This window comes from Pinisolibacter sp. (assembly GCF_036782435.1).
In the GTDB taxonomy this organism is placed as follows: Bacteria; Pseudomonadota; Alphaproteobacteria; order Rhizobiales; family Ancalomicrobiaceae; genus CALBKH01.
In genome coordinates this window covers 1-18,085 of the sequence record NZ_DAIPZB010000069.1, presented here as the reverse complement: position 1 = coordinate 18,085, position 18,085 = coordinate 1, and the positions used below count along the sequence as shown (strand labels likewise).

The 18,085-nt window shown below is 69.7% G+C and carries 17 protein-coding genes and 1 tRNA gene; 5 read left to right on the top strand and 13 right to left on the bottom strand.

What is annotated here, in order from left to right; all coding sequences use genetic code 11:
• The first annotated feature begins 208 nt into the window (after nucleotides 1-208).
• The gene (locus tag V7Q42_RS19830; protein ID WP_333825994.1) at nucleotides 209-1,093 is read left to right on the top strand and encodes a hypothetical protein; all 885 of its coding nucleotides are present in this window, start codon (nucleotides 209-211) and stop codon (nucleotides 1,091-1,093) included.
• A gap of 85 nt (nucleotides 1,094-1,178) precedes the next feature.
• Here the strand turns inward: V7Q42_RS19830 and V7Q42_RS19825 are convergent, their stop codons facing one another.
• The 10 genes from V7Q42_RS19825 to V7Q42_RS19780 all read right to left on the bottom strand — a co-directional run bounded on the left by V7Q42_RS19825 (nucleotide 1,179) and on the right by V7Q42_RS19780 (nucleotide 11,619).
• Nucleotides 1,179-1,652 (bottom strand): hypothetical protein, encoded by a 474-nt coding sequence (locus V7Q42_RS19825; RefSeq protein ID WP_333825993.1) that lies wholly within the window; start codon nucleotides 1,650-1,652, stop codon nucleotides 1,179-1,181.
• 104 nt (nucleotides 1,653-1,756) lie between these two features.
• On the bottom strand, nucleotides 1,757-2,380 hold the full coding sequence (locus V7Q42_RS19820; RefSeq protein ID WP_333825992.1) for a LysE family translocator: 624 nt from the start codon (nucleotides 2,378-2,380) through the stop codon (nucleotides 1,757-1,759).
• 313 nt (nucleotides 2,381-2,693) lie between these two features.
• A complete protein-coding gene (gene flbD, locus V7Q42_RS19815; RefSeq protein ID WP_333825991.1) occupies nucleotides 2,694-4,088 on the bottom strand; it encodes a sigma-54-dependent transcriptional regulator FlbD in 1,395 nt (464 codons plus the stop codon).
• Between the two features lie 10 nt (nucleotides 4,089-4,098).
• On the bottom strand, nucleotides 4,099-4,398 hold the full coding sequence (gene fliN, locus V7Q42_RS19810) for a flagellar motor switch protein FliN (RefSeq protein WP_333825995.1): 300 nt from the start codon (nucleotides 4,396-4,398) through the stop codon (nucleotides 4,099-4,101).
• A gap of 47 nt (nucleotides 4,399-4,445) precedes the next feature.
• Nucleotides 4,446-5,177, bottom strand: coding sequence for a FliH/SctL family protein (locus V7Q42_RS19805; RefSeq protein WP_333825990.1), 732 nt, complete (start codon nucleotides 5,175-5,177; stop codon nucleotides 4,446-4,448).
• Nucleotides 5,178-5,193: 16 nt separating this feature from the next.
• Nucleotides 5,194-6,261, bottom strand: coding sequence for a flagellar motor switch protein FliG (gene fliG, locus V7Q42_RS19800; RefSeq protein WP_333825989.1), 1,068 nt, complete (start codon nucleotides 6,259-6,261; stop codon nucleotides 5,194-5,196).
• Between the two features lie 7 nt (nucleotides 6,262-6,268).
• A complete protein-coding gene (gene fliF, locus V7Q42_RS19795) occupies nucleotides 6,269-7,963 on the bottom strand; it encodes a flagellar basal-body MS-ring/collar protein FliF (RefSeq protein ID WP_333825988.1) in 1,695 nt (564 codons plus the stop codon).
• Between the two features lie 430 nt (nucleotides 7,964-8,393).
• Nucleotides 8,394-8,669 (bottom strand): CtrA inhibitor SciP, encoded by a 276-nt coding sequence (sciP, locus tag V7Q42_RS19790; protein ID WP_333825987.1) that lies wholly within the window; start codon nucleotides 8,667-8,669, stop codon nucleotides 8,394-8,396.
• A gap of 199 nt (nucleotides 8,670-8,868) precedes the next feature.
• Nucleotides 8,869-9,528 carry a flagellar hook assembly protein FlgD gene (locus V7Q42_RS19785; RefSeq protein WP_333825986.1) on the bottom strand — a complete coding sequence of 220 codons (660 nt, stop codon included), beginning with the start codon at nucleotides 9,526-9,528 and terminating at the stop codon, nucleotides 8,869-8,871.
• Between the two features lie 75 nt (nucleotides 9,529-9,603).
• The gene (locus V7Q42_RS19780; RefSeq protein ID WP_333825985.1) at nucleotides 9,604-11,619 is read right to left on the bottom strand and encodes a flagellar hook-length control protein FliK; all 2,016 of its coding nucleotides are present in this window, start codon (nucleotides 11,617-11,619) and stop codon (nucleotides 9,604-9,606) included.
• 339 nt (nucleotides 11,620-11,958) lie between these two features.
• Here V7Q42_RS19780 and mnmA point away from each other — a divergent pair, with 339 nt between their 5' ends.
• The 4 genes from mnmA (at nucleotide 11,959) to V7Q42_RS19760 (ending at nucleotide 15,719) form a co-directional block, all read left to right on the top strand.
• The gene (mnmA, locus tag V7Q42_RS19775) at nucleotides 11,959-13,152 is read left to right on the top strand and encodes a tRNA 2-thiouridine(34) synthase MnmA (RefSeq protein WP_333825984.1); all 1,194 of its coding nucleotides are present in this window, start codon (nucleotides 11,959-11,961) and stop codon (nucleotides 13,150-13,152) included.
• A 14-nt stretch (nucleotides 13,153-13,166) separates the two neighbouring features.
• Entirely contained in the window at nucleotides 13,167-13,886 is a 720-nt protein-coding gene (locus V7Q42_RS19770; RefSeq protein WP_333825983.1) for a class I SAM-dependent methyltransferase, read from the top strand.
• A 310-nt stretch (nucleotides 13,887-14,196) separates the two neighbouring features.
• Nucleotides 14,197-14,273 (top strand) — tRNA-Met (locus V7Q42_RS19765).
• Nucleotides 14,274-14,513: 240 nt separating this feature from the next.
• Entirely contained in the window at nucleotides 14,514-15,719 is a 1,206-nt protein-coding gene (locus tag V7Q42_RS19760; protein WP_333825982.1) for a GGDEF domain-containing protein, read from the top strand.
• 21 nt (nucleotides 15,720-15,740) lie between these two features.
• Here V7Q42_RS19760 and V7Q42_RS19755 read toward each other — a convergent pair whose 3' ends face one another.
• The 3 genes from V7Q42_RS19755 to bufB are packed head-to-tail and all read right to left on the bottom strand — an operon-like array spanning nucleotide 15,741 to nucleotide 17,945.
• Entirely contained in the window at nucleotides 15,741-16,259 is a 519-nt protein-coding gene (locus V7Q42_RS19755; protein WP_333825981.1) for a DoxX family protein, read from the bottom strand.
• On the bottom strand, nucleotides 16,256-17,053 hold the full coding sequence (locus V7Q42_RS19750) for a DNA-binding domain-containing protein (RefSeq protein ID WP_333825980.1): 798 nt from the start codon (nucleotides 17,051-17,053) through the stop codon (nucleotides 16,256-16,258). Before V7Q42_RS19750 ends, V7Q42_RS19755 begins: the two co-directional genes overlap by 4 nt.
• Nucleotides 17,043-17,945 (bottom strand): MNIO family bufferin maturase, encoded by a 903-nt coding sequence (bufB, locus tag V7Q42_RS19745; RefSeq protein ID WP_333825979.1) that lies wholly within the window; start codon nucleotides 17,943-17,945, stop codon nucleotides 17,043-17,045. The genes V7Q42_RS19750 and bufB overlap by 11 nt, the downstream gene beginning before the upstream one ends.
• Between the last annotated feature and the right edge of the window lie 140 nt (nucleotides 17,946-18,085).

Genomic DNA, 18,085 nt, shown 5'->3' with positions numbered 1-18,085 from the left:
ACGATATTCGGGCCACGCCAGCCGGTTTCTCGCCCCACGATGAATTAGGCGGGGTTAACGAGGGGTTAAGATCGGCGCCTTCGAGGGGCGCGGAAACGGTTCGTTGATCTCGATCACGGTCTCTCGAAAAAATAGGCATGGTCCGGAACCGCAACTTCATCATGCGGTCTCATCCTCGGCGACGCGCCGTCATCGGTCGAGGTCGTCCATGTCACTGCAACATCTTCTCTCAACCATGCTGCCGGTTCTGCCGCTGATCGTCATCGCCTTGATGATCGGAGTGGCGGCGAGTTTCGGATATCGCTTCGTGCTGGCGCTGCTCGGGCGGCCGCAGCCGAGCGAGAGCGGGCCGGTCACCCCGGTCGGACGGTTCCTCGGGCGCACGCTGTCGATGCTCCTGGCGCCGATCCAGCAGATCCTGGCGATCGTGGCGATGTTCCTCGTCCTGTCGACGATTCTCTTCCTGGCCGACCGGTACCGCCTCTACGACGACGGACTGGTCGACACGACGGTGACGATCGTCGGGCGGACCAGACGCTGCCTCGATCCGGGTGTCGATCGGAACGCCGCCCTGCCGACGGCACCGGCCTGCAGCGACACCGGCGAGACGGGTCGACAGGTGATCGATGCCCTCGACGTCACCTTCGTCGGGGCCCAAGGTCGGGCCATCACCGCGGCGGCGCCGCTCTATCTCGCGAAGCCGGAACACAGGTCGCCGGGCGACACCTTTCGCGCGTCCTACTACCCCGCGGAACCGTTGCGGCTCGGCCTGCATCTCTCCGAGATGAACCTGATCGGCTTGGACAAACTCCTCTTGGCCGGTCTCGTGTCGTGGGGGTTGTCGATGGTCGTGCGGCGGATACGGCACCGTCTCGTCGGGAAGACGGACGACGACGCCGCCGAAGAGGGCGGGATCCTCGGGGCGGTGCGCGGCCTCTTCCGACGGATCGGGGCGGCGCTCGCCGGCAGCGGTGCCGCACTCCCACCGCCCGACACCGGGGTGATCGCGGCGCGCGCCGGTCTCGGTGTCGGTCGTCCGGCGGCGGCCTCGGAAGGGTTCGGACGGCGGCGACGCGGCGTGGATCGCGGCTGAAACGCCACGCCGGCCGCGGTCACGACGACAGCGGACATCTTCGCCCGCCGATGGTCCCGGCTCTCGTCCGCCGCCGCGGGCGCGCTCAGAGCCCCGGCTTTCGGCCGCCGAGCGCATGCCCGGCGATGTCGAGGCGCGATTCCAGATCGCCCGGCAGGGTGATCGTCGCCACTTCCGGGGTGCCGAGGCGCCACATCGTGGCGTCGGCCCAGAAGAGGCGGGCGGGTTCGGGATCGTGGAAGGCGGTCCAGGGGATGCGCACCGGGGTCTTGCCGAAACCGCCGAAGATCGGGACCTTCACGGCGAGATGCAGGCCGCGCGGATCGATGCCGACGACCACGCAGTTGCGCCACAACACCTTGCCGACCATCAGGTTGGCGCGGGTGGTGATCGGGTCCTTCGGCGCCTCCGTGACGCCCCAGGCGGCCTCCAGCGCCGACCAACCGGTGGAGGAGCCGCCGGCGCGGCGCTTCATCGCCGCCAGCACCTTCCACAGCACCAGCCCCATGGCGACGAGGAAGAAAACCTCGACGACGAGCAGGACGTACATGAAATCCATCGTGGTTCCCCTCCCCGAGACCCGGAGAAGGCGATGATACGCGCAACCCCGGAGGACTTCTGTCCGTAGGAGCGCGAGCACGTCGCGGCCGTCGAGAGGGGGGCTCAGCTGCGCGAAGCGAGGAGTTTGGCGCCGAAGCCGATCATGGTGAGGCCGGCGATGCGATCGAACCACGAGCGGCCACGATCGAGGACGGTGGCGACGGGGCGGCTCGACACGAAGGTCGCCAGCACGACGTTCCACAGGAAGGAGATGGTCGGCATCATCGCCACGGCGAGCGCCTGTTCGCCGACGGAGAGGCCGTAGGCGCCGGTCGCGGCGAAGATCGACATGTAGTAGCCGACCGACTTCGGGTTGGTGATGTTGGTGAGGATGCCTGCGCGGAAGGCCTCGGCACGGGTCATCGGTTCGGTGACGGCGGTGAAGATCGATGCGGGGGCGTGAGAGCGGCGGATGGCCTTCGCGCCGAGCCAGACGAGATAGAGACCGCAAGCGAAGCGCATCGCATCGGCCAGACCCGGGACGGCGGTGAGCAGGGTGCCGAGACCGGCGAGGCCGGCGACCGCCCAGAGGATGCCGACCGGCCAGATCCCGGCGGCGACGGTGTAGCCGAGGCGTCGATCGTGGGCGGCGGCATGGACGACGAGCAGCATGTTCGGGCCCGGCGACAGGTTCAGAACCACCTGGGCCGCGACGAGGGTGGCGATGATCTGCAGACTTCCGGTCACGCGAGCGTCCTCTTCGGGGTCGTACCGTCGTCGGGGGCGAGCCCGGCGACGTGGGTTAACGCGACGCGGCAATTCTTGCCCATCGTATGGTTAACGCGAAGTAAAGAGATCGTGCCGTCTCGGGGCGTGGCGCTCCGACCTCGGTGGAGCCCACCGCGCCCGCCGCCGCGCACTTCGCCAACGAGCGTCACCGTCCGGTACGGCCGCCCCGGCGATGCGTCCTTCGGACACGACGAAGCGCCCGGTCGGGGCGGAGCGGGACGAGATGCGGCTCCCGTGAGGAGAAGCGATCGGAAGGCGGCTCGACTTCGCCTCACGCCGCTTCGACGCCGCCGCCGGGGGGCGGGATGTCGAAGCCGTCGTCGCCGTATTCCTTGAGCTTGTTCCTGAGCGTGCGGATCGAGATGCCGAGGATGTTGGCGGCATGCGTCCGGTTGCCCAGGGTCGAGCCGAGGGTGTCGAGGATGAGCTGGCGTTCGACATCGGCGACGGTGCGGCCGACGAGGGCGCGGGTGACCGCTTCCGCGGTCTCCGCCACGTGGCGCACCGCGGCGTCGCCGGGCTTCGGCGGGGCGGCGCCGGCGGTGCCGTGGGCCTCGTCGAGGCGCGAGCCGTCGGGGGTGCGCAGGGCGTCGAGGCCGATGGTGTCGCCCACCGCCAGCAGCACGGCGCGGTGCATGCAGTTCTCGAGTTCGCGGACGTTGCCGGGCCAGCGGGCGCGGACGAGTTCGCGGCGGGCATCCGGGTCGATCGGGCGCGGCTTCAGGCCGTTGGCCTTGGCGTAGCGCTCGACGAAGTGATCGGCCAGCGCCTGGACGTCGGCGGGGCGGTCGCGCAGCGGCGGGATCTTCAGATTGACGACGTTGAGGCGATAGAGCAGGTCCTCGCGGAAGGTGCCTTTGCGCACCTCCTCGGCCATGTTGCGGTTCGACGTCGCCAGGATGCGGATGTCGACGGGGACGGGGCGTGAGCCGCCGACGCGGTCGATGACGCGCTCCTGGATGGCGCGCAGCAGCTTGGCCTGCAGGCGCAGGTCCATCTCGGAGATCTCGTCGAGCAGCAGGGTGCCGCCGTCGGCCTCCTCGAACTTGCCGATGCGGCGGGCGACGGCGCCGGTGAAGGCGCCCTTCTCGTGGCCGAAGAGTTCGCTCTCGAGCAGGGCTTCGGGGATGGCGGCGCAGTTCACGGCGATGAAGGGCCTGGCCGAACGGTTCGATTTGCGATGGAGGTGGCGGGCCAGCACCTCCTTGCCGGTGCCGCTCTCGCCGGTGATCATGATCGAGGCCTCCGACGGGGCGACCTGATCGGCGAGGCGGACGACGCGGGCCATGGCCTCGTCGCGGACGATGAGGTCGCGTCCGTCCTCGGTCACCGCGGCGAGCACCGCGGCGATGAGGTCCGGGTCGGGCGGCAGGGGGATGTATTCCTTGGCGCCGGCGCGGATGGCGCCGACCGCGGCGCGGGCATCGGAGGCGACGCCGCAGGCGACCACCGGCACGTGGATCAGTTCGCTCTCCAGGCGGCCGATGAGATCGGCGACGTCGAGGACGACGTCGATCATGATCAGATCGGCGCCGCGACCGGAGCGCAGGGTCTTCAGCGCCACGTCGATCGACTCGGCATGGGTGACGCCGGCGCCACGTTCGATGGCGATGCGCGAGGCGACGGCCAATTGGCCACCGAGTGTTCCGACGATGAGGAGCCTCATGCGATGTCCCTCATTTGTCCGACTTGATGATCTCGGTCATGGTCACGCCCAGTCGATCCTCGACCAGCACGACCTCGCCGCGCGCCACCAGACGGTTGTTGACGTAGATGTCGATCGCTTCGCCGACCTTGCGGTCGAGTTCGAGCACCGTGCCCTGGCCGAGTTTGAGCAGGTCGGAGACCTGCATGCGCGCCTGACCGAGCACGGCGGAGACCTTCACCGGGACGTCGAACACCGCCTCGAGCTCGGCGGCGGCGTGGGCGACGGCGACGTCGTCGTCGAGGCGGCGTCCGTTGGACGCGGCCCCCATGTCGTCGAGGGCGAGGCCCGAGCGGGTGGGATCTTCGGCGGGCGTGCTCATGGCGCTTCCTTCCCGGATGCGTCGGTGTCGTCGGCGGCGACGGGATCGGTGTGGAGCGGCGCGCGGCTCGTGGCGGCGCGGCCGGCGAACCAGCGGTCGATGGCGGAATCGATCTCGGCCTCGAGGCGGGCGGTGTCGCGCAGGATGCCGCCGTCGGCCCATTCGATGCGGCAATCGCCGCGGACGACGTCGTCCTCGCCGAGGATGACGATGCGACCGTCGAAGCCGGTCTCGCGGGCGATCCGGTCGACGTGGGGCTTCAGCCCGTCGGCGTCCTCGGCGGCGAGGCGGACGACGAGATGCGGCGCCTTGCGCAGCGGCCCGAGGCAGTCGGCGAGGAGCGCGCGGATCTCGGCGAGCGGCTCGCGGTCGACCAGCGTCGTGGCGAGGCGGCGGGCGACGGTCAGCGCCAGATCGACGGCGCGGCGTTCGATGGCGAGGCGATCGGCGTCGAGGGCGCCGAGCAGGGTGCGGGCGGCGCTCGCCAGCGCGGCGGCCTCGTCGGCGAGGCGCTCGGCGGCGCGGGCCTCGACGTCGGCGCGGCCGGCGACGAAGCCGTCCTGGCGGCCTTCCTCGTAGGCTTCGGCGCGGACGCGATCCTCGAGCGCCACCATCTCGGCGAGATGCTGGTCGAGGTCGATCTGCGGGCGCGGCGGTTCGACCGGCGCGGGCGGGGCCTCCGGCCGGGTGAAGTCGAGATCGAAGAGGAAGCGGGCGGGTGCTGCCATGGCGTTCGCGAACCCGTCAGTAGACGAGTTCGTCCTCTCCCTTCGACTTGGAGACCATGATCTCGCCCTTGGCGGCGAGGTCCTTGGTGACGTTGACCAGGATGCCCTGCGCCTCGTCGACGTCGCGCAGTCGGACCGGGCCGAGGGCCTCCATGTCCTCCTTGAGCATGGCGCCGGCGCGTGTCGACATGTTGGCGAAGAAGAAGTCGCGCAAGCTCTCCGAGGCACCCTTGAGGGCGATGGCGAGCTTGTCCTTCTCGACGTTGCGGAGGAGAGTCTGCATGCCGCCGGCGTCGAGCTTGCCGAGATCCTCGAAGGTGAACATCAGCGACTTGATCTTCTCGGCGCTCTCGCGATTCTCCTCCTCGAGCGCCGTGATGAAGCGGGCTTCGGTCTGGCGGTCGAAGGAGTTGAAGATGTCGGCCATCAGCTCGTGGGCGTCGCGGCGCGAGGTGTGCGACAGGTTCGACATGAATTCGATGCGCAGCGTCTGCTCGACCTTGTCGAGAACCTCCTTCTGCACCGCCTCCATGCGCAGCATGCGGTTCACGACCTCGAGGGCGAACTCCTCCGGCAGGATGGCGAGGACGCGGGCGGCGTGATCGGAGCGGATCTTGGAGAGCACCAGCGCCACGGTCTGCGGGTATTCGTTCTTGAGATAGTTGGCGAGGACGTTCTCCTGGACGTTCGACAGCTTCTCCCACATGTTGCGGCCGGCGGGCCCGCGGATCTCCTCCATGATGGCGTTGACCCGCTCGGGCGGCAGGAACGACATCAGGATGCGCTCGGTACTGTCGAAGTTGCCGGTGAGCGAGCCCTTCGACGACAGCTTGGTGACGAAGTCGACGAAGAGATGCTCCAGCATTTCCGGCGACACCGGGCCGAGCTTGGACATGGCGAGGGAGATCTGCCGCACTTCGAGTTCGTCGAGACGCTGCCAGATTTCGCGGCCGTGCTCCTCACCGAGGGCGAGAAGCAGCACGGCGGCGCGTTCGGCGCCGACCAGTTCGCGGTAGGTTTCGCCCGCGTTGATCTGGAGGCTGGGTGCCCCGCCGGAATTGGTGCTGCGTGCCGGAACCGCCATCTCCACCTCACGCCGCTTCGGTGAGCCACGAGCGGATGATCATCGCCGCTTCGTTGGGGCTCTGCTGGACCATCTCGCCGATCTTCAGGATCGATCCCGCCTGCACCGCGCCGAGGGCCTTGGCCTCCTCGAGCCGCATATGGGTGGGATGGACCCCGGGTTCCTCGCCGGCCGCGCCGCCGGCGGCGCCACCGGCCGAGTTCCCGCCGCCGCCTTCGCCGGCGACGGTCGAGAGCAGGTTCTCCAGCGCGTGGCCGTCGCCGGTGGGGACGAGCGCGCCGCCGGCGCCGGCGCCGGCGAGGGCCGGTTCGGGCGCCATCATGCGGTTGATCAGCGGACGGACGGCGAAGAGCAGGACGAGGAGCGTCATCACCACCAGCGCGCCGAGTTCGATGAGGCGCAGCATGTCCTCGCGACCGAAGTCGAAGAGCGCGGCGAAGCCGGTCTTCTGGTTCTCGAGCGGCAGCGAGGCGGGCGCCTCGGCGAAGCGGAGATTGACCACCTCGACCTGATCGCCGCGCGCCTGATCGAAACCGACGGCCGACTTCACCAGCGCGGCGATGCGATCGAGATCGGCCTGGGGGCGCGGCTGGTAGGCGACCTCACCGTTGGCGGTGGAGGCGTAGACGCCGTCGACCAGCAGGGCGACGGAGATCTTCTTGATGCGGCCGGCCTCCAGCACCTCGGTGCGGCTGGTGCGCGAGATCTCGTAGTTGACCGTCTCCTCGGAGGTGTTGGACGCTTCCTTGTCGGAGCCCTTGCCCTGGTCCTGGGTGCCGCCGGGCACCTGGTTGGCGACGGTCACCGACTTGTCGCCGGAGACGTTGGTGGAGTTCTCCTCCTTGGTCTGGGTCGAGCGGACGACCTGACCGTTGGGGTCCCAGGTGTCGGAGGTCTGGGTGACGCGGTTGTAGTCGAGGGTCGCCGAGACGCGGACGCGGGCGCGGCCCTGGCCGACCACCGAGGCGACGATCGATTCGATCTGGTTCTCCATCCGCTGCTCGAAGGCGGAGGTGCGCTCCTGCAGCGACGAGGCGACGAGCCCCTCGGCGTCCTCGCCCTGACCGGAGGCGAGAAGCCGGCCGGTCTCGTCGACGACCGAGACCCGCGACGGCTTCATGCCTTCGACGGCGGCGGCGACCAGATGTTGGATGGCGCGGACCTGAGCGGGGTCGAGGGCGCCGCGCAGCTTCAGGGCGATCGAGGCGGTGGGGTCGCGCTTGTCCTTCTGGAAGACCTGGCGTTCGGGGATGACGAGGTGGACGCGGGCGGTCTGGACCCGATCGATGGCGCGGATGGTGCGCGACAGTTCGCCTTCGAGGGCGCGCAGGTGGTTGATGTTCTGGACGTAGGAGGTGGTGCCGAGGCCGTCCGACTTGTCGAAGATCTCCCATCCGACCGAACCGCCGGCGGGAACGCCCTTCTCGGCGAGCTTCATGCGGAGGCGCAGCACCCTGTCCTTGGGCACCAGGATCTGGGCGCCCTCCTGGCGCAGCTCGTAGGGGATCGCCTGAGTCTCGAGATCCTTGACGATGGCGGCCGAGTCCTGGACCGACAGATCGGAATAGAGCGGGGCCATCGCCGGCTGCGACACCTTCATGGCGATGAAGGCGAAGAAGCCGAGCGTCACCGCGGCGACGACCGCCATCGCGGCGAGCCTCGCCGGACCGAGTTTCTGCAGGAACTCCAGGGCGCCGTTCACGGGTCGGGGGTCCTCGTGTCGCAGAGTGGGTGGGTCGGGCCCGGGGGAGGCTCGACCCGGGATTCCGGGTGTGGCGTCGACGGGGCCCTTCCGCCGGACGGATCCGGGGTATCGGCGAGGGCCGAGCGGTCCACCGGCGAGGAGCCCGGTGGGGACGGGAGAATCTCCACGGCGAACCACTGGGCAAGAATTTCCCAGCGGATGGTAAACGGGAGGTTAACGACGCGTCCGGATGCGACACGACCGGCGGGTCGGGCGGTGAAAAATCGGCGGAAGCGGTGAAGAATGCGTCGACGGATCGGCGAAAATTGCCGGGTCGAGGTAACGGCCCGGCGGCCGTGTCGGGGTTCGTGCCGGGAGCGGAGCGGAAAAAGAGAAGGGGCCGACCTCGCGGTCGACCCCCTTCACACGACGGATCCCCGAAGGGGCGTCACTGACGGTATTGCTGGATGCGCGTCGTCCTCAGTCCGGCGAGACCATGGCGGTCGATCGAATGCTGCCAAGCGAGGAATTCTTCGACTGTCAACGTATAGCGATTGCAGGCCTCTTCGAGGGACAGCAGTCCCCCGCGCACGGCTGCGACGACTTCTGCCTTGCGACGGATCACCCAACGCTTCGTTCCCTGCGGAGGCAGGTCTGCGATGGTCAGAGGACTTCCGTCCGGGCCTATGACGTATTTCACACGCGGTCTGAACTGATCGGTCATCGTACTCTCACACATTCGATGCGATCACATCGAAAGCGAGAGTAGGGCCGCCGCCTTAAAATATGGCTAAACGTCGCCGCCGACGTGATTCTTTTCTCTCACGATCCCGACGAAGAGGCTAAAGAGCGCGGAAAAGCGCCGGAATCGGACATCTCCGATCCGGCGCTCACGATCCGCCCGGGCGGGTCGAGCCGGCCGCTCAGCTGGTCGACGACACCGATTTGACCAGATAGGCGCTGATCAACTGGCCGCCGATCGACAACATCGGCGTCGAGCCGGTGAAGTCGATCCGGTCGACGACACCGGTGGTCTCGGATTTGTAGGTGACGGCTTTGCCGGAGGCGTCCTTACCGCTGATGACGATGCTGTAGTCGCCCGCCGGCGCGATGCCGCCGGTGTCGGTCTCGCCTTTCCACTCGAACTTGCCGTCACCGGCGGCGAGTTTCTCGGTGGTGGAATAGACGACGTTGCCGTCGGCGTCGTAGATCTTGATCTCGGCGGCCGAGCTGGCGGCGGATCCGTTGAAGTTCCAGGTGGCGACGCCGTCCTTCAACGCCGTGGTAGAGCTGTCGACGGTGACGGTCTTGCCGACGTAGCCGAGGAAGGACAGGGCGCTCTGGATGGCGAACTGGGTCTTCAGATCGGTGAGCGTCGAGTTCATCTTGATCTGCTGCTCGACCGACGAATATTGGACGAGCTGGTTGGTGAACTCGGTCGCATCGGTCGGGTTGAGCGGGCTCTGGTTCTGCAGCTGGGTGACCAGGAGCTGCAGGAACATCTGGTAGTTGCCCGACAGCGCCGACATGTCCGAGGAGGACGACGACGAGTTGGACGAAGCGGCGACGGAGCTGATCGACACGGGGGATCCCTCCCGAAGTTCAACGCATCACGAAGGCGGGGCGCCGGCGCGGGGGACGCGTCGGCGGGTACGGTTTCAGACCCTGAGGTCGACACCTCCGGCACGGGCCGCGCGATAGGCGAGAGCGGCGACCGGCGCGACGGACGCGGCCTCGTCCTCGTCGGCGGCCGGGCGCTCGGTACGGGTCGCGGCCTCGTCGTAGGTGCGCCAGCCCTGGCCGCTCTGGCCGCTCGGCTGTTCCTTCAAGGAGAACTGCAGACCGGAAGACGAGACGTCGAGACCGGCGTCGGCGAGCGAACGTTCGAGGTTGCGCTGATCGCGCAGCATCAGATCGAGGGTCTCGGTGCGTTCGACCACCAGATGGGCGCGCACTTCGCCGGAAGAGCGCACTTCGACGCGCACGTCGACCCCGCCGAGTTCGGCCGGCGACAGGCGGATGTCGAACCGGGAGTGACCGGCGCGGCTCTGCGTGGCGATGGTCTCCGGGACCTGGGCGAGGGGGACCGACCGGGTCGCATCGGTCGTCGCGTCGCGCGACGGGACGGAGGTGGTCGCGGTCGCGGCGCCGCGGTGCAGACCGTCGGCGGCGGCGATGCCGGCGAGCTGTTCGGTGGAGGCCGCCGGTGCGGCGGCGGCCGGAGTCGGGTCGACGGTCGAGGCGCGATCGGCGGTCGCGGCGGCGGACGGGGCTTCCGGGTTGTTCGCGGCGGTGCGCGTCGTCGAGGCCGCGGTCGCGAGCGAGGTCGGGGCGGCCGGCTGTGCGGCGGGCGTGGAGACGGTCCCGCCTTGCAGCGCGGCGACCCGGGAGGTCGTCGGCGCAGCGAAATGTTGCAGGGTCGGGGCGGGTTCGGCCGTGGTGATCCGCTCCGTTCTCGTCGGCGTCGCGGTGTCGGTGCTCGCGTCGGGGGACGCGATCGCGGTCTCGGCGTCGCCGAACGTCTCGGCCGGAACCGCCGATGTCACCGACGGCGCCGATGGGGCCGGAGCGGTCGACGGGGCCGAGTTCGTGGCGGTGGTCGGAGCGACCGGAACGGTCGAGCGGACCGGGTTCGTAGCGGTGGTCGGATCGACCGCCGAGGTCACCGCGGCAGGGATGGTCGTCGCGGCCGGGGTGGCCGGAATGCTCGCCCGTGTGGCGGTGAAGCGCCGCAGCGCCGCCGGGGTCGTCGTGGTCGGTTCGGCTCCGGCGACGGCCGCGGCGATCGCCGAGGGAAGGCGCGGATCGAGCGCCGGCGCGACGGTGGTCGGTGCGGCGGGGTTCCTACCGGTGGAAGCGAAGGGGGCGACGGTCGGCGAGACGGCCGTTGCGACCGCCGGGGAAATGGTCGGGGTGGTCGCCCGAGAGGCCGCGGCGGCGGCATTTCCGTCGCTCGGGGTGGGGCTCGGAACGACGCTCGTGTCGGTCGCCGTGGCGGATGCCGCGACCGTCGCCACAGCGGAGGCCGCGGTGCCGGTCGAGGCGGCGACGAGGGGTGAAGCGTGGTCGGCCACGGCCGTCGGAGCGCCGACGCCACCGGTGGGGTCGGTGGTGTGCGAGCGTCCGTCGGCGGCGGCGCCGAGCGAGGCGGGCGAGGCGAGGGCGGCGGCGACGGCCGGAAGCGGCGTGGCGACACCGGCGAGGACGGCGGCGACGGCCGGAAGCGGCGTGGCGACACCGGCGAGGACGGCGAGGGCGCCGGCGAGATCGGCATCCGCCGTGGCGGTCGGTTCGGCGGCGGTCGCCTCCGCCTGGGGAGCGGTGGTGGTCGCCGCGGCAGTCGCGGTGGATGTCGGCGCGATGGTCGATCCGAGCGTCTCGGCGACGGTCGCGGGCGTCGCCACGACCGGCCGGACCGGGTTCGCGGCGATGGTCGGGTCGACGGCGACGGTCGAAGTCGCGATGCGGGTGGGGGGCGCGGCGATCGGCGAGGAAGACGACGGCGGCGGCAGCGAGGGTGTCGCGGTGGCGAGACCGTCGGCCGTCGAATTCATCAACGCGGCGAAGAGACCCGTCGCCGGCGGAAGCGTGGCTCCGCCGAACAAGGTGGCGGCGCCGGTGTTTCCCGCCGTGAGGGAGGTCATCGACGGGGCGATCGGGTCGACGCTGGGCAAACTCTTCCTCCTGAACCTCGAAACGCGGCTCTGTCGCGGACGAAATCGCAAGAAGGGGGCCAGTTCCCGGAACGCCGCCGCCGAAATCGTCGTGGTGGCGGCCGGAGGGCGGAATTCGGCCGTCGGGTCGCGGCCCGGCCGATTGACCGGCGGCGATCGCACCCTATCTGACGTCATGCAACGATCCCCGGACCCGGCAGGGTCTGCCGAGCGCGGCAGGAGCTGCCGATCCCGGGTTTCGTGCCGAGCGCGGCTCGGGTATAGTCGGGCCACGCCGTGAGCCCGGCGTCGGCCGCCTGTTCGCCGTCTGATGGTTCGTCGCCGAGGTTCCGCCTTCTCATGTCGAATTCCCTCGACCTTCCCGGTCGTCCCGAAGACACGCGTGTCGTCGTCGCGATGTCCGGCGGGGTGGATTCCTCGGTCGTCGCCGCGCTCCTGAAGCGCGAGGGCTACGATGTGGTCGGCGTGACGCTGCAGCTCTACGACCACGGCGAGGCGACCCATCGCAAGGGCGCCTGTTGCGCCGGCCAGGACATCCTCGACGCGCGTCGGGTGGCCGAGGCGATCGGCATTCCTCATTACGTGCTCGACTACGAGGACCGCTTCCAGGAGGCGGTGATCGACCGCTTCGCCGAGAGCTACCTCGCCGGCGAGACGCCGGTGCCCTGCGTCGCGTGCAACCAGACGGTCAAGTTCCACGACCTCCTCGACACGGCGCGCTCGCTCGGGGCGCAAGCGTTGGCGACCGGCCACTACGTCGCCTCGCGGCTGCTTCCCAGCGGTCACCGTGGGCTCTTCCGGCCGGTCGATCTCGATCGCGACCAGAGCTACTTCCTCTTCGCCACCACCCAGGACCAGCTCGACTTCCTGCGCTTTCCGCTCGGCAACCTGCCGAAGAGCGAGACACGCGAGATCGCCCGGTCGCTCGGGCTGCCGGTCGCCGACAAGCACGACAGCCAGGACATCTGCTTCGTGCCGTCGGGGCGCTACGCCGAGGTGATCGAACGCCTGAAGCCGGATGCGGTCGAGCCGGGCGAGATCGTCCATGTCGACGGCCGGGTGCTCGGCCGCCACGAGGGCATCATCCGCTTCACCGTCGGCCAACGGCGCGGCATCGGCGTCTCGGTCGGCGAGCCGCTCTACGTCGTCCATCTCGACGCCGATCGGCGGCGAGTGGTCGTCGGCCCGCGTGAGGCGCTGATGACACGCAGGCTTCATCTGCGTGAGGTCAATTGGCTCGGCGACGAACCGATCGAGGCGATTCCGGCCGAGGGTCTGGAGATCTGGGCCAAGGTGCGCTCGACCCGGGCGCCGCAGCCGGCGTTGCTCTTCCACGATGCGGACGGGGTGACGGTCGAGTTGATCGAGGGCGAACACGGGGTCGCGCCCGGCCAGGCGGCGGTGTTCTACGACGCCGGGGAAGGTGCGGCGCGGGTGCTCGGCGGAGGAACGATCGCGCGGGTCGGACGAGGAACCTCGGCCGACACGGTCATCGGTGAAGAGAAGCGCGGCGCGGTGGCGGCCGCCGAGTGAGGCTTCGAAAGCGAATGTACGACGAGGGATCCGACGGCCACGGGGCCGTTGCGCATCAGGCGAAGAACAACAGGGCGCTGGGTATCGATCCGACCGGCGAGGCCTCGCCGCGGCTCGACGAGAAGGCGGTTCTCGCCGCCTATTCGCGCTGGGCTCCGATCTACGACTGGGTGTTCGGCAAGGTCTTCGAGGCCGGCCGTCGCGCGGCGGAAGAGATCATCAACCGCCGCTCGGGGCGGCTGCTCGAGGTGGGTGTCGGCACGGGCCTGGCGCTGCCGCGTTACGGGTCGAACCTGAGCGTCACCGGCATCGACATTTCGCCGGACATGCTGGCGGTGGCGAAGAAGCGCGTCGCCGACGAGAAGCTCACCAACGTCGAAGATCTGCTCGAGATGGACGCGACGCGTCTGGCTTTCCCCGACGCTTCCTTCGACACGGTGGCGGTGATGTACACCATCACCGTGGTGCCGCACCCCGACGCCGTCATGGCCGAGGTCGAGCGCGTCACCCGGCCGGGCGGCGAGGCGATCATCGTCTCGCATTTCGCTTCGGACGGCGGCATCTACAAGCTGGTCGAAGGCTGGCTGACACCGCTCACCAAGAAGCTCGGCTGGCGGCCCGATTTCCCGATCTCGCGCATTCTCGGCCGACCCGGCTTCGAGACGGTGGAGATCCGCCGTCTCGGCTTCCTCGGGCTCTTCACCGTGGCGCGGCTGCGGCGCAGGGCCGCCTGAGCCGAACCTTCGGACCGCGGACATGATCGCGCGGCGGCGAGCCGCCGGCATTCGGCGCGAGCCCGGGAGGGAATGCGACGGGGTTCTTCGGCGGTCCGGCCGCGGGACGCGTGTCGGCGCTCGCCCCGACCCGGTCGAACGATCGCCGTCGCCTGACGGGACGTCACTCGGAGATGGCGGCCGCGGGTCCGACGAGACGCCCTCGGACCTCTCGCAACTCTTTGTTCCAGCGATCGGAATCGAGCTTCAGGCGCGGACGCCATTCCGTCGCTTGACAGGGGCGCGGGGCGAAACTAATTGTCCCCCCGTCGGCTGGGTAGCTCAGATGGTTAGAGCGGAGGATTCATAACCCTCAGGTCGGCGGTTCGATCCCGCCCCCCGCCACCAAATTCCTTCGATTGCGAACGGCGGATCTTCGCCGTTTTTCTTTGCCCGGGGGCGCCCGCGTCGAGTGTGGCGGGAACGGGCGTCGATCGCCCTTCGATGAGGCATGCTCGCCAAACGGGCATACGTGCTGGCGATCCGGTCGGATCCCGATTAGCGTTGCCCGGAGGGCAGGGGCGACGCGCGATTCGATGCGACGGCGCTCCGCGGTGCCGAGGAGACCTTCCGGCGGGTTTCGTTCCCATGCGCGACGATGAGCTCATCGACGAAGTTCGGACAAACATCGAGCGTCCGTTCGGCGCGGTCACCTTCACGCCGGCGCTCGAGGAGCATTATCGCAGCGTCACCTCGGCAGGGCGGCGGCGAACGGCGCTGGTCGCGGGCGGCATCGGGCTGGCCATTCTTCAATTCTACACTGCCGCCGTGATGGCGACCCTCGACGGGGAGGCGCTCGCCGCCAAACTCCGCCTCTATTTCGGCATCGACCTCTTCGTCGTCGGCGTCCTCGTCGTGATCGCCTCCTCGCGGCTCCATCGCACGGTGGACGGGGTCCTGGTCGGAAGCCTCGTCGGTACCGCCGTCGGCGTCTGCATGACCTATTTCGTCGGCGAGGCGCCGCGCGTCCACTACGAGATGATGAGTTTCATCTTCGTGCCGGTGGTGGCGAATTCGATGTTGCGCCTGCTGTTCCGGCAGGCGTTGACGGTGACGGCGCTGTCGCTCGTCGTCTTCCTGGCGACGCTGTCGCTTCGACCGGAGGTGCCGCTCGACGTCTGGCTGATGGCGTCGATGCTGGTCATCGCCTGTTCGGCGATGACGCTCTACGCCAACTACCGCAGCGACCACGACGAGCGGCGGGCTTTCCTCTATCTGACTCGCGAGCAGTGGACCGCGGACGCGACCCGACGCCGGGCCGACGAACTGCGGGAGTTGTCGACGCTCGACCCGCTCACCTCGATCACCAATCGGCGCGGGTTCGAGGAGCGGTTCGATCCGCTGTTGGCGTACTGCCGGGCGGAGGGTCGGCCGCTGGCGGTGGTGATGATCGACATCGATCACTTCAAGGCGTTCAACGATCGCTACGGTCATCCGCGCGGCGATGCCTGCCTGCGGTCCGTCGCCCAGACGCTGGCCGGACAGTTGCGCGGTCCCGAGGACATCATCGCGCGGATGGGTGGCGAGGAGTTCGCGGTCGCCGCGCCGGGGCTCGCCGGTCCGGAACTCGTGATCTTCCTCGGGCGTCTCGCCGGCGGGGTGGCGCGGATCGCGGTCCCCCATGCCGGCTCGCCGGTCGGACGGGTCACCGTCTCGATGGGATGCGCGGTGGCGCATGCGGGCGACCCGGATTCCTGGGGCTCCGCGGTCACGCGCGCCGACCGCGCTCTCTATCGGGCGAAGAACGCCGGGCGTGATCGCTGGATCATCGACGACGAGTCCGTGGCGGCGTGACGGCGTCGTCGGCGGGCCGGCTCAGTGATCGCCGCGACGCGTCGCTTCGCGAAAGAGGACCCGATCGAGCGACGCCCGACCGGGTCCGTAGACCAGGATGGCGAGCGCCATCGCCGCCCAGGGCAGATGGAAATTGGCCCAGCCGTCGGGGACGGTGAGCTGGATCACCGCGGTCATGGCGAGGAGGCCGAGCGCCGCCCAACGGGTGGCGAGGCCGAGGACCAGCAGGATCGGCAGGACGATCTCACCGGTGCCGGAGAGCGCAGCCACGAGCTTCGGCCAGGGATAGGCGATCTCGGTGCCGAAGAGGTGCAGCCGGAACTCCTCGGTGAAGAGGTAGATCGCGCCGGCCGACAGTTTGCCGAAACCGTCCCATTTGGTCAGGCCCGACCAGAAGAACGGCACGGCGACGGCGACGCGTAGCGCCAGACGCGACAGGTCGCGCGGGGTCTCGCCGAGGGCGTCGACGAGGCGGGCGGGAAGGCCGATCAGCCGGGCGATCGGGGTCGCGGGGCGGGCGGCGAGGTCGGTGGCGGTCATGGGGCGGTCTCCGCATCGGGGTTGGCCTCGATGGCGACGACGGTGCCGAGGCGGACGAGGCCGACGAGATGGGCGCCGGCGTCGAAGCCGGGGTCGGTCTCCGCGGCGGCGAGCGAGGCGTCGGTGACGTCGTGGCCGGCGGCGAGGGCGGCGACGAAGGCGTGGGCCGCCGGCGTGAGGCGATGAAGCAGGACGTCGGCGTGCGGACGGACGACGAGGACGGCCTCGGCCGACCAGTCGATCTCGGCGTCGCCGTCGGCGCCGTCCTGCTGCGAGGCCCACAGGGTCGCGATGGGGAAGGCCGAGGCGAAGAGATTCGCGCTCGGATGAAGCGTCGCTCGCGCCGCGGCGAGGTCCTCCGGGGCGAGGCCGACGAGAGCGTCGAGGCCGATCGGGTCGGCTTCGGCGGCGTGATGGGCGCGGGTCCAGGCGACCTCGAGACGAGCGACGTCGGCGAGGAAGGGCCACTCGGCGAGATCGCCGAGGGTTTCGACGAAGTCCGGCAGTGCCTCGCCCCAGTCGAGGAGCAGGGCGGTCGGCGGCCGGTCGTGGGCCAGGAAGGCGCGGGCGAGATCGGCGAAGGTGTCGACGCCGAGCAGTTTCTCGGTGACGGGGTAGCGAGTGGCGAGCGCGCCGATCAGGCCGAAGGTGGTGGTGGCGCGGTGGACGGCGAAACGCCGTCCGACCGGGCCGCCGTCGCGGCCGAGTAGGCCCGCCGGGGGCGGCAGGTCGGTGTCGAGGATGGCGGCGGCGAGGGCCGCCTGCGTGGCGGCGTGAGTGATCTCATGCGGCATCGGCGTGGGCCTCCGCGGCGGCTCGGGTGGGGTTCATGATCGTGGTGGCGCGGTTCGCTTCCGCCGCCAGTACGTCCCAGGAGGGAATATCGTCGTCGCGCTCGATGAGGGTCGCGACCGGGCCGATGCGATCGACGACGGCCTCGTAGAGGCGCCAGACCGGATCGGCGACGGGGCTGCCGTGGGCGTCGACGAAGAGTGGATGCCCGGCCTCGTCCTCGGTCTCGAAACGGCCGGCGAGATGGATCTCGGCGACGCGGTCGAGCGGGAAGGCGTCGAGATAGGACATCGGATCGAAGCCGTGGTTGGTGGCCGAGACGTCGACGTTGGCGACGTCGAGGAGGAGGCCGCAGCCGCTCCGGCGCGCCACCTCGGCGATGAACTCCGCCTCGGGGATGGTGCTCGCGGCGAAGCGGAAATAGGTCGAGGGATTCTCGAGCAGCATCGGCCGTCGGATGGCGGTCTGCACCTCGTCGATGTGCTCGACGACGCGGTCGAGCGTCTCCTCGGTCAACGGCAGCGGCAGGAGGTCGGGGAAGCCGAAACCGGAGTGGGTCGACCAGGCGAGGTGTTCGGAGACCGATTCGGGCTCATAGCGGCCCACCAAGGTGGCGAAACGGGCGAGATGGTCGCGGTCGAGCGGGGCGGCGCCGCCGATCGACATGCCGACGCCGTGGATCGACAGGGGGAAGCGTTCGCGCAGGGCGGCGATGCGGCGATGGGGCGGACCGCCGGCGCCGAAGTAGTTCTCGGCGTGGATCTCGAAGAAGCCGACGCCGCGCGGGTCGGCGAGGATGTCGTCGAAATGCTGCGGCTTGAAGCCGACGCCGCCGATCGCCGGCAGCGTGGCGAAGCGTTCGGTCGCGGCGCGGGGGGAGGGCAGTCGGGTCATCGGGAGCATCCGTCGGTTCGAGGTCGGTCGCGGGATCGGGAGAAGGCCGCCGCCTCGGGGGCGCGAGGCGGCGGCGGGGGACGTGCCTCAGAGGCCGTTTTGAAATTCGCGCCCGGCGATTCCCGTCGGCGTCCGAATGT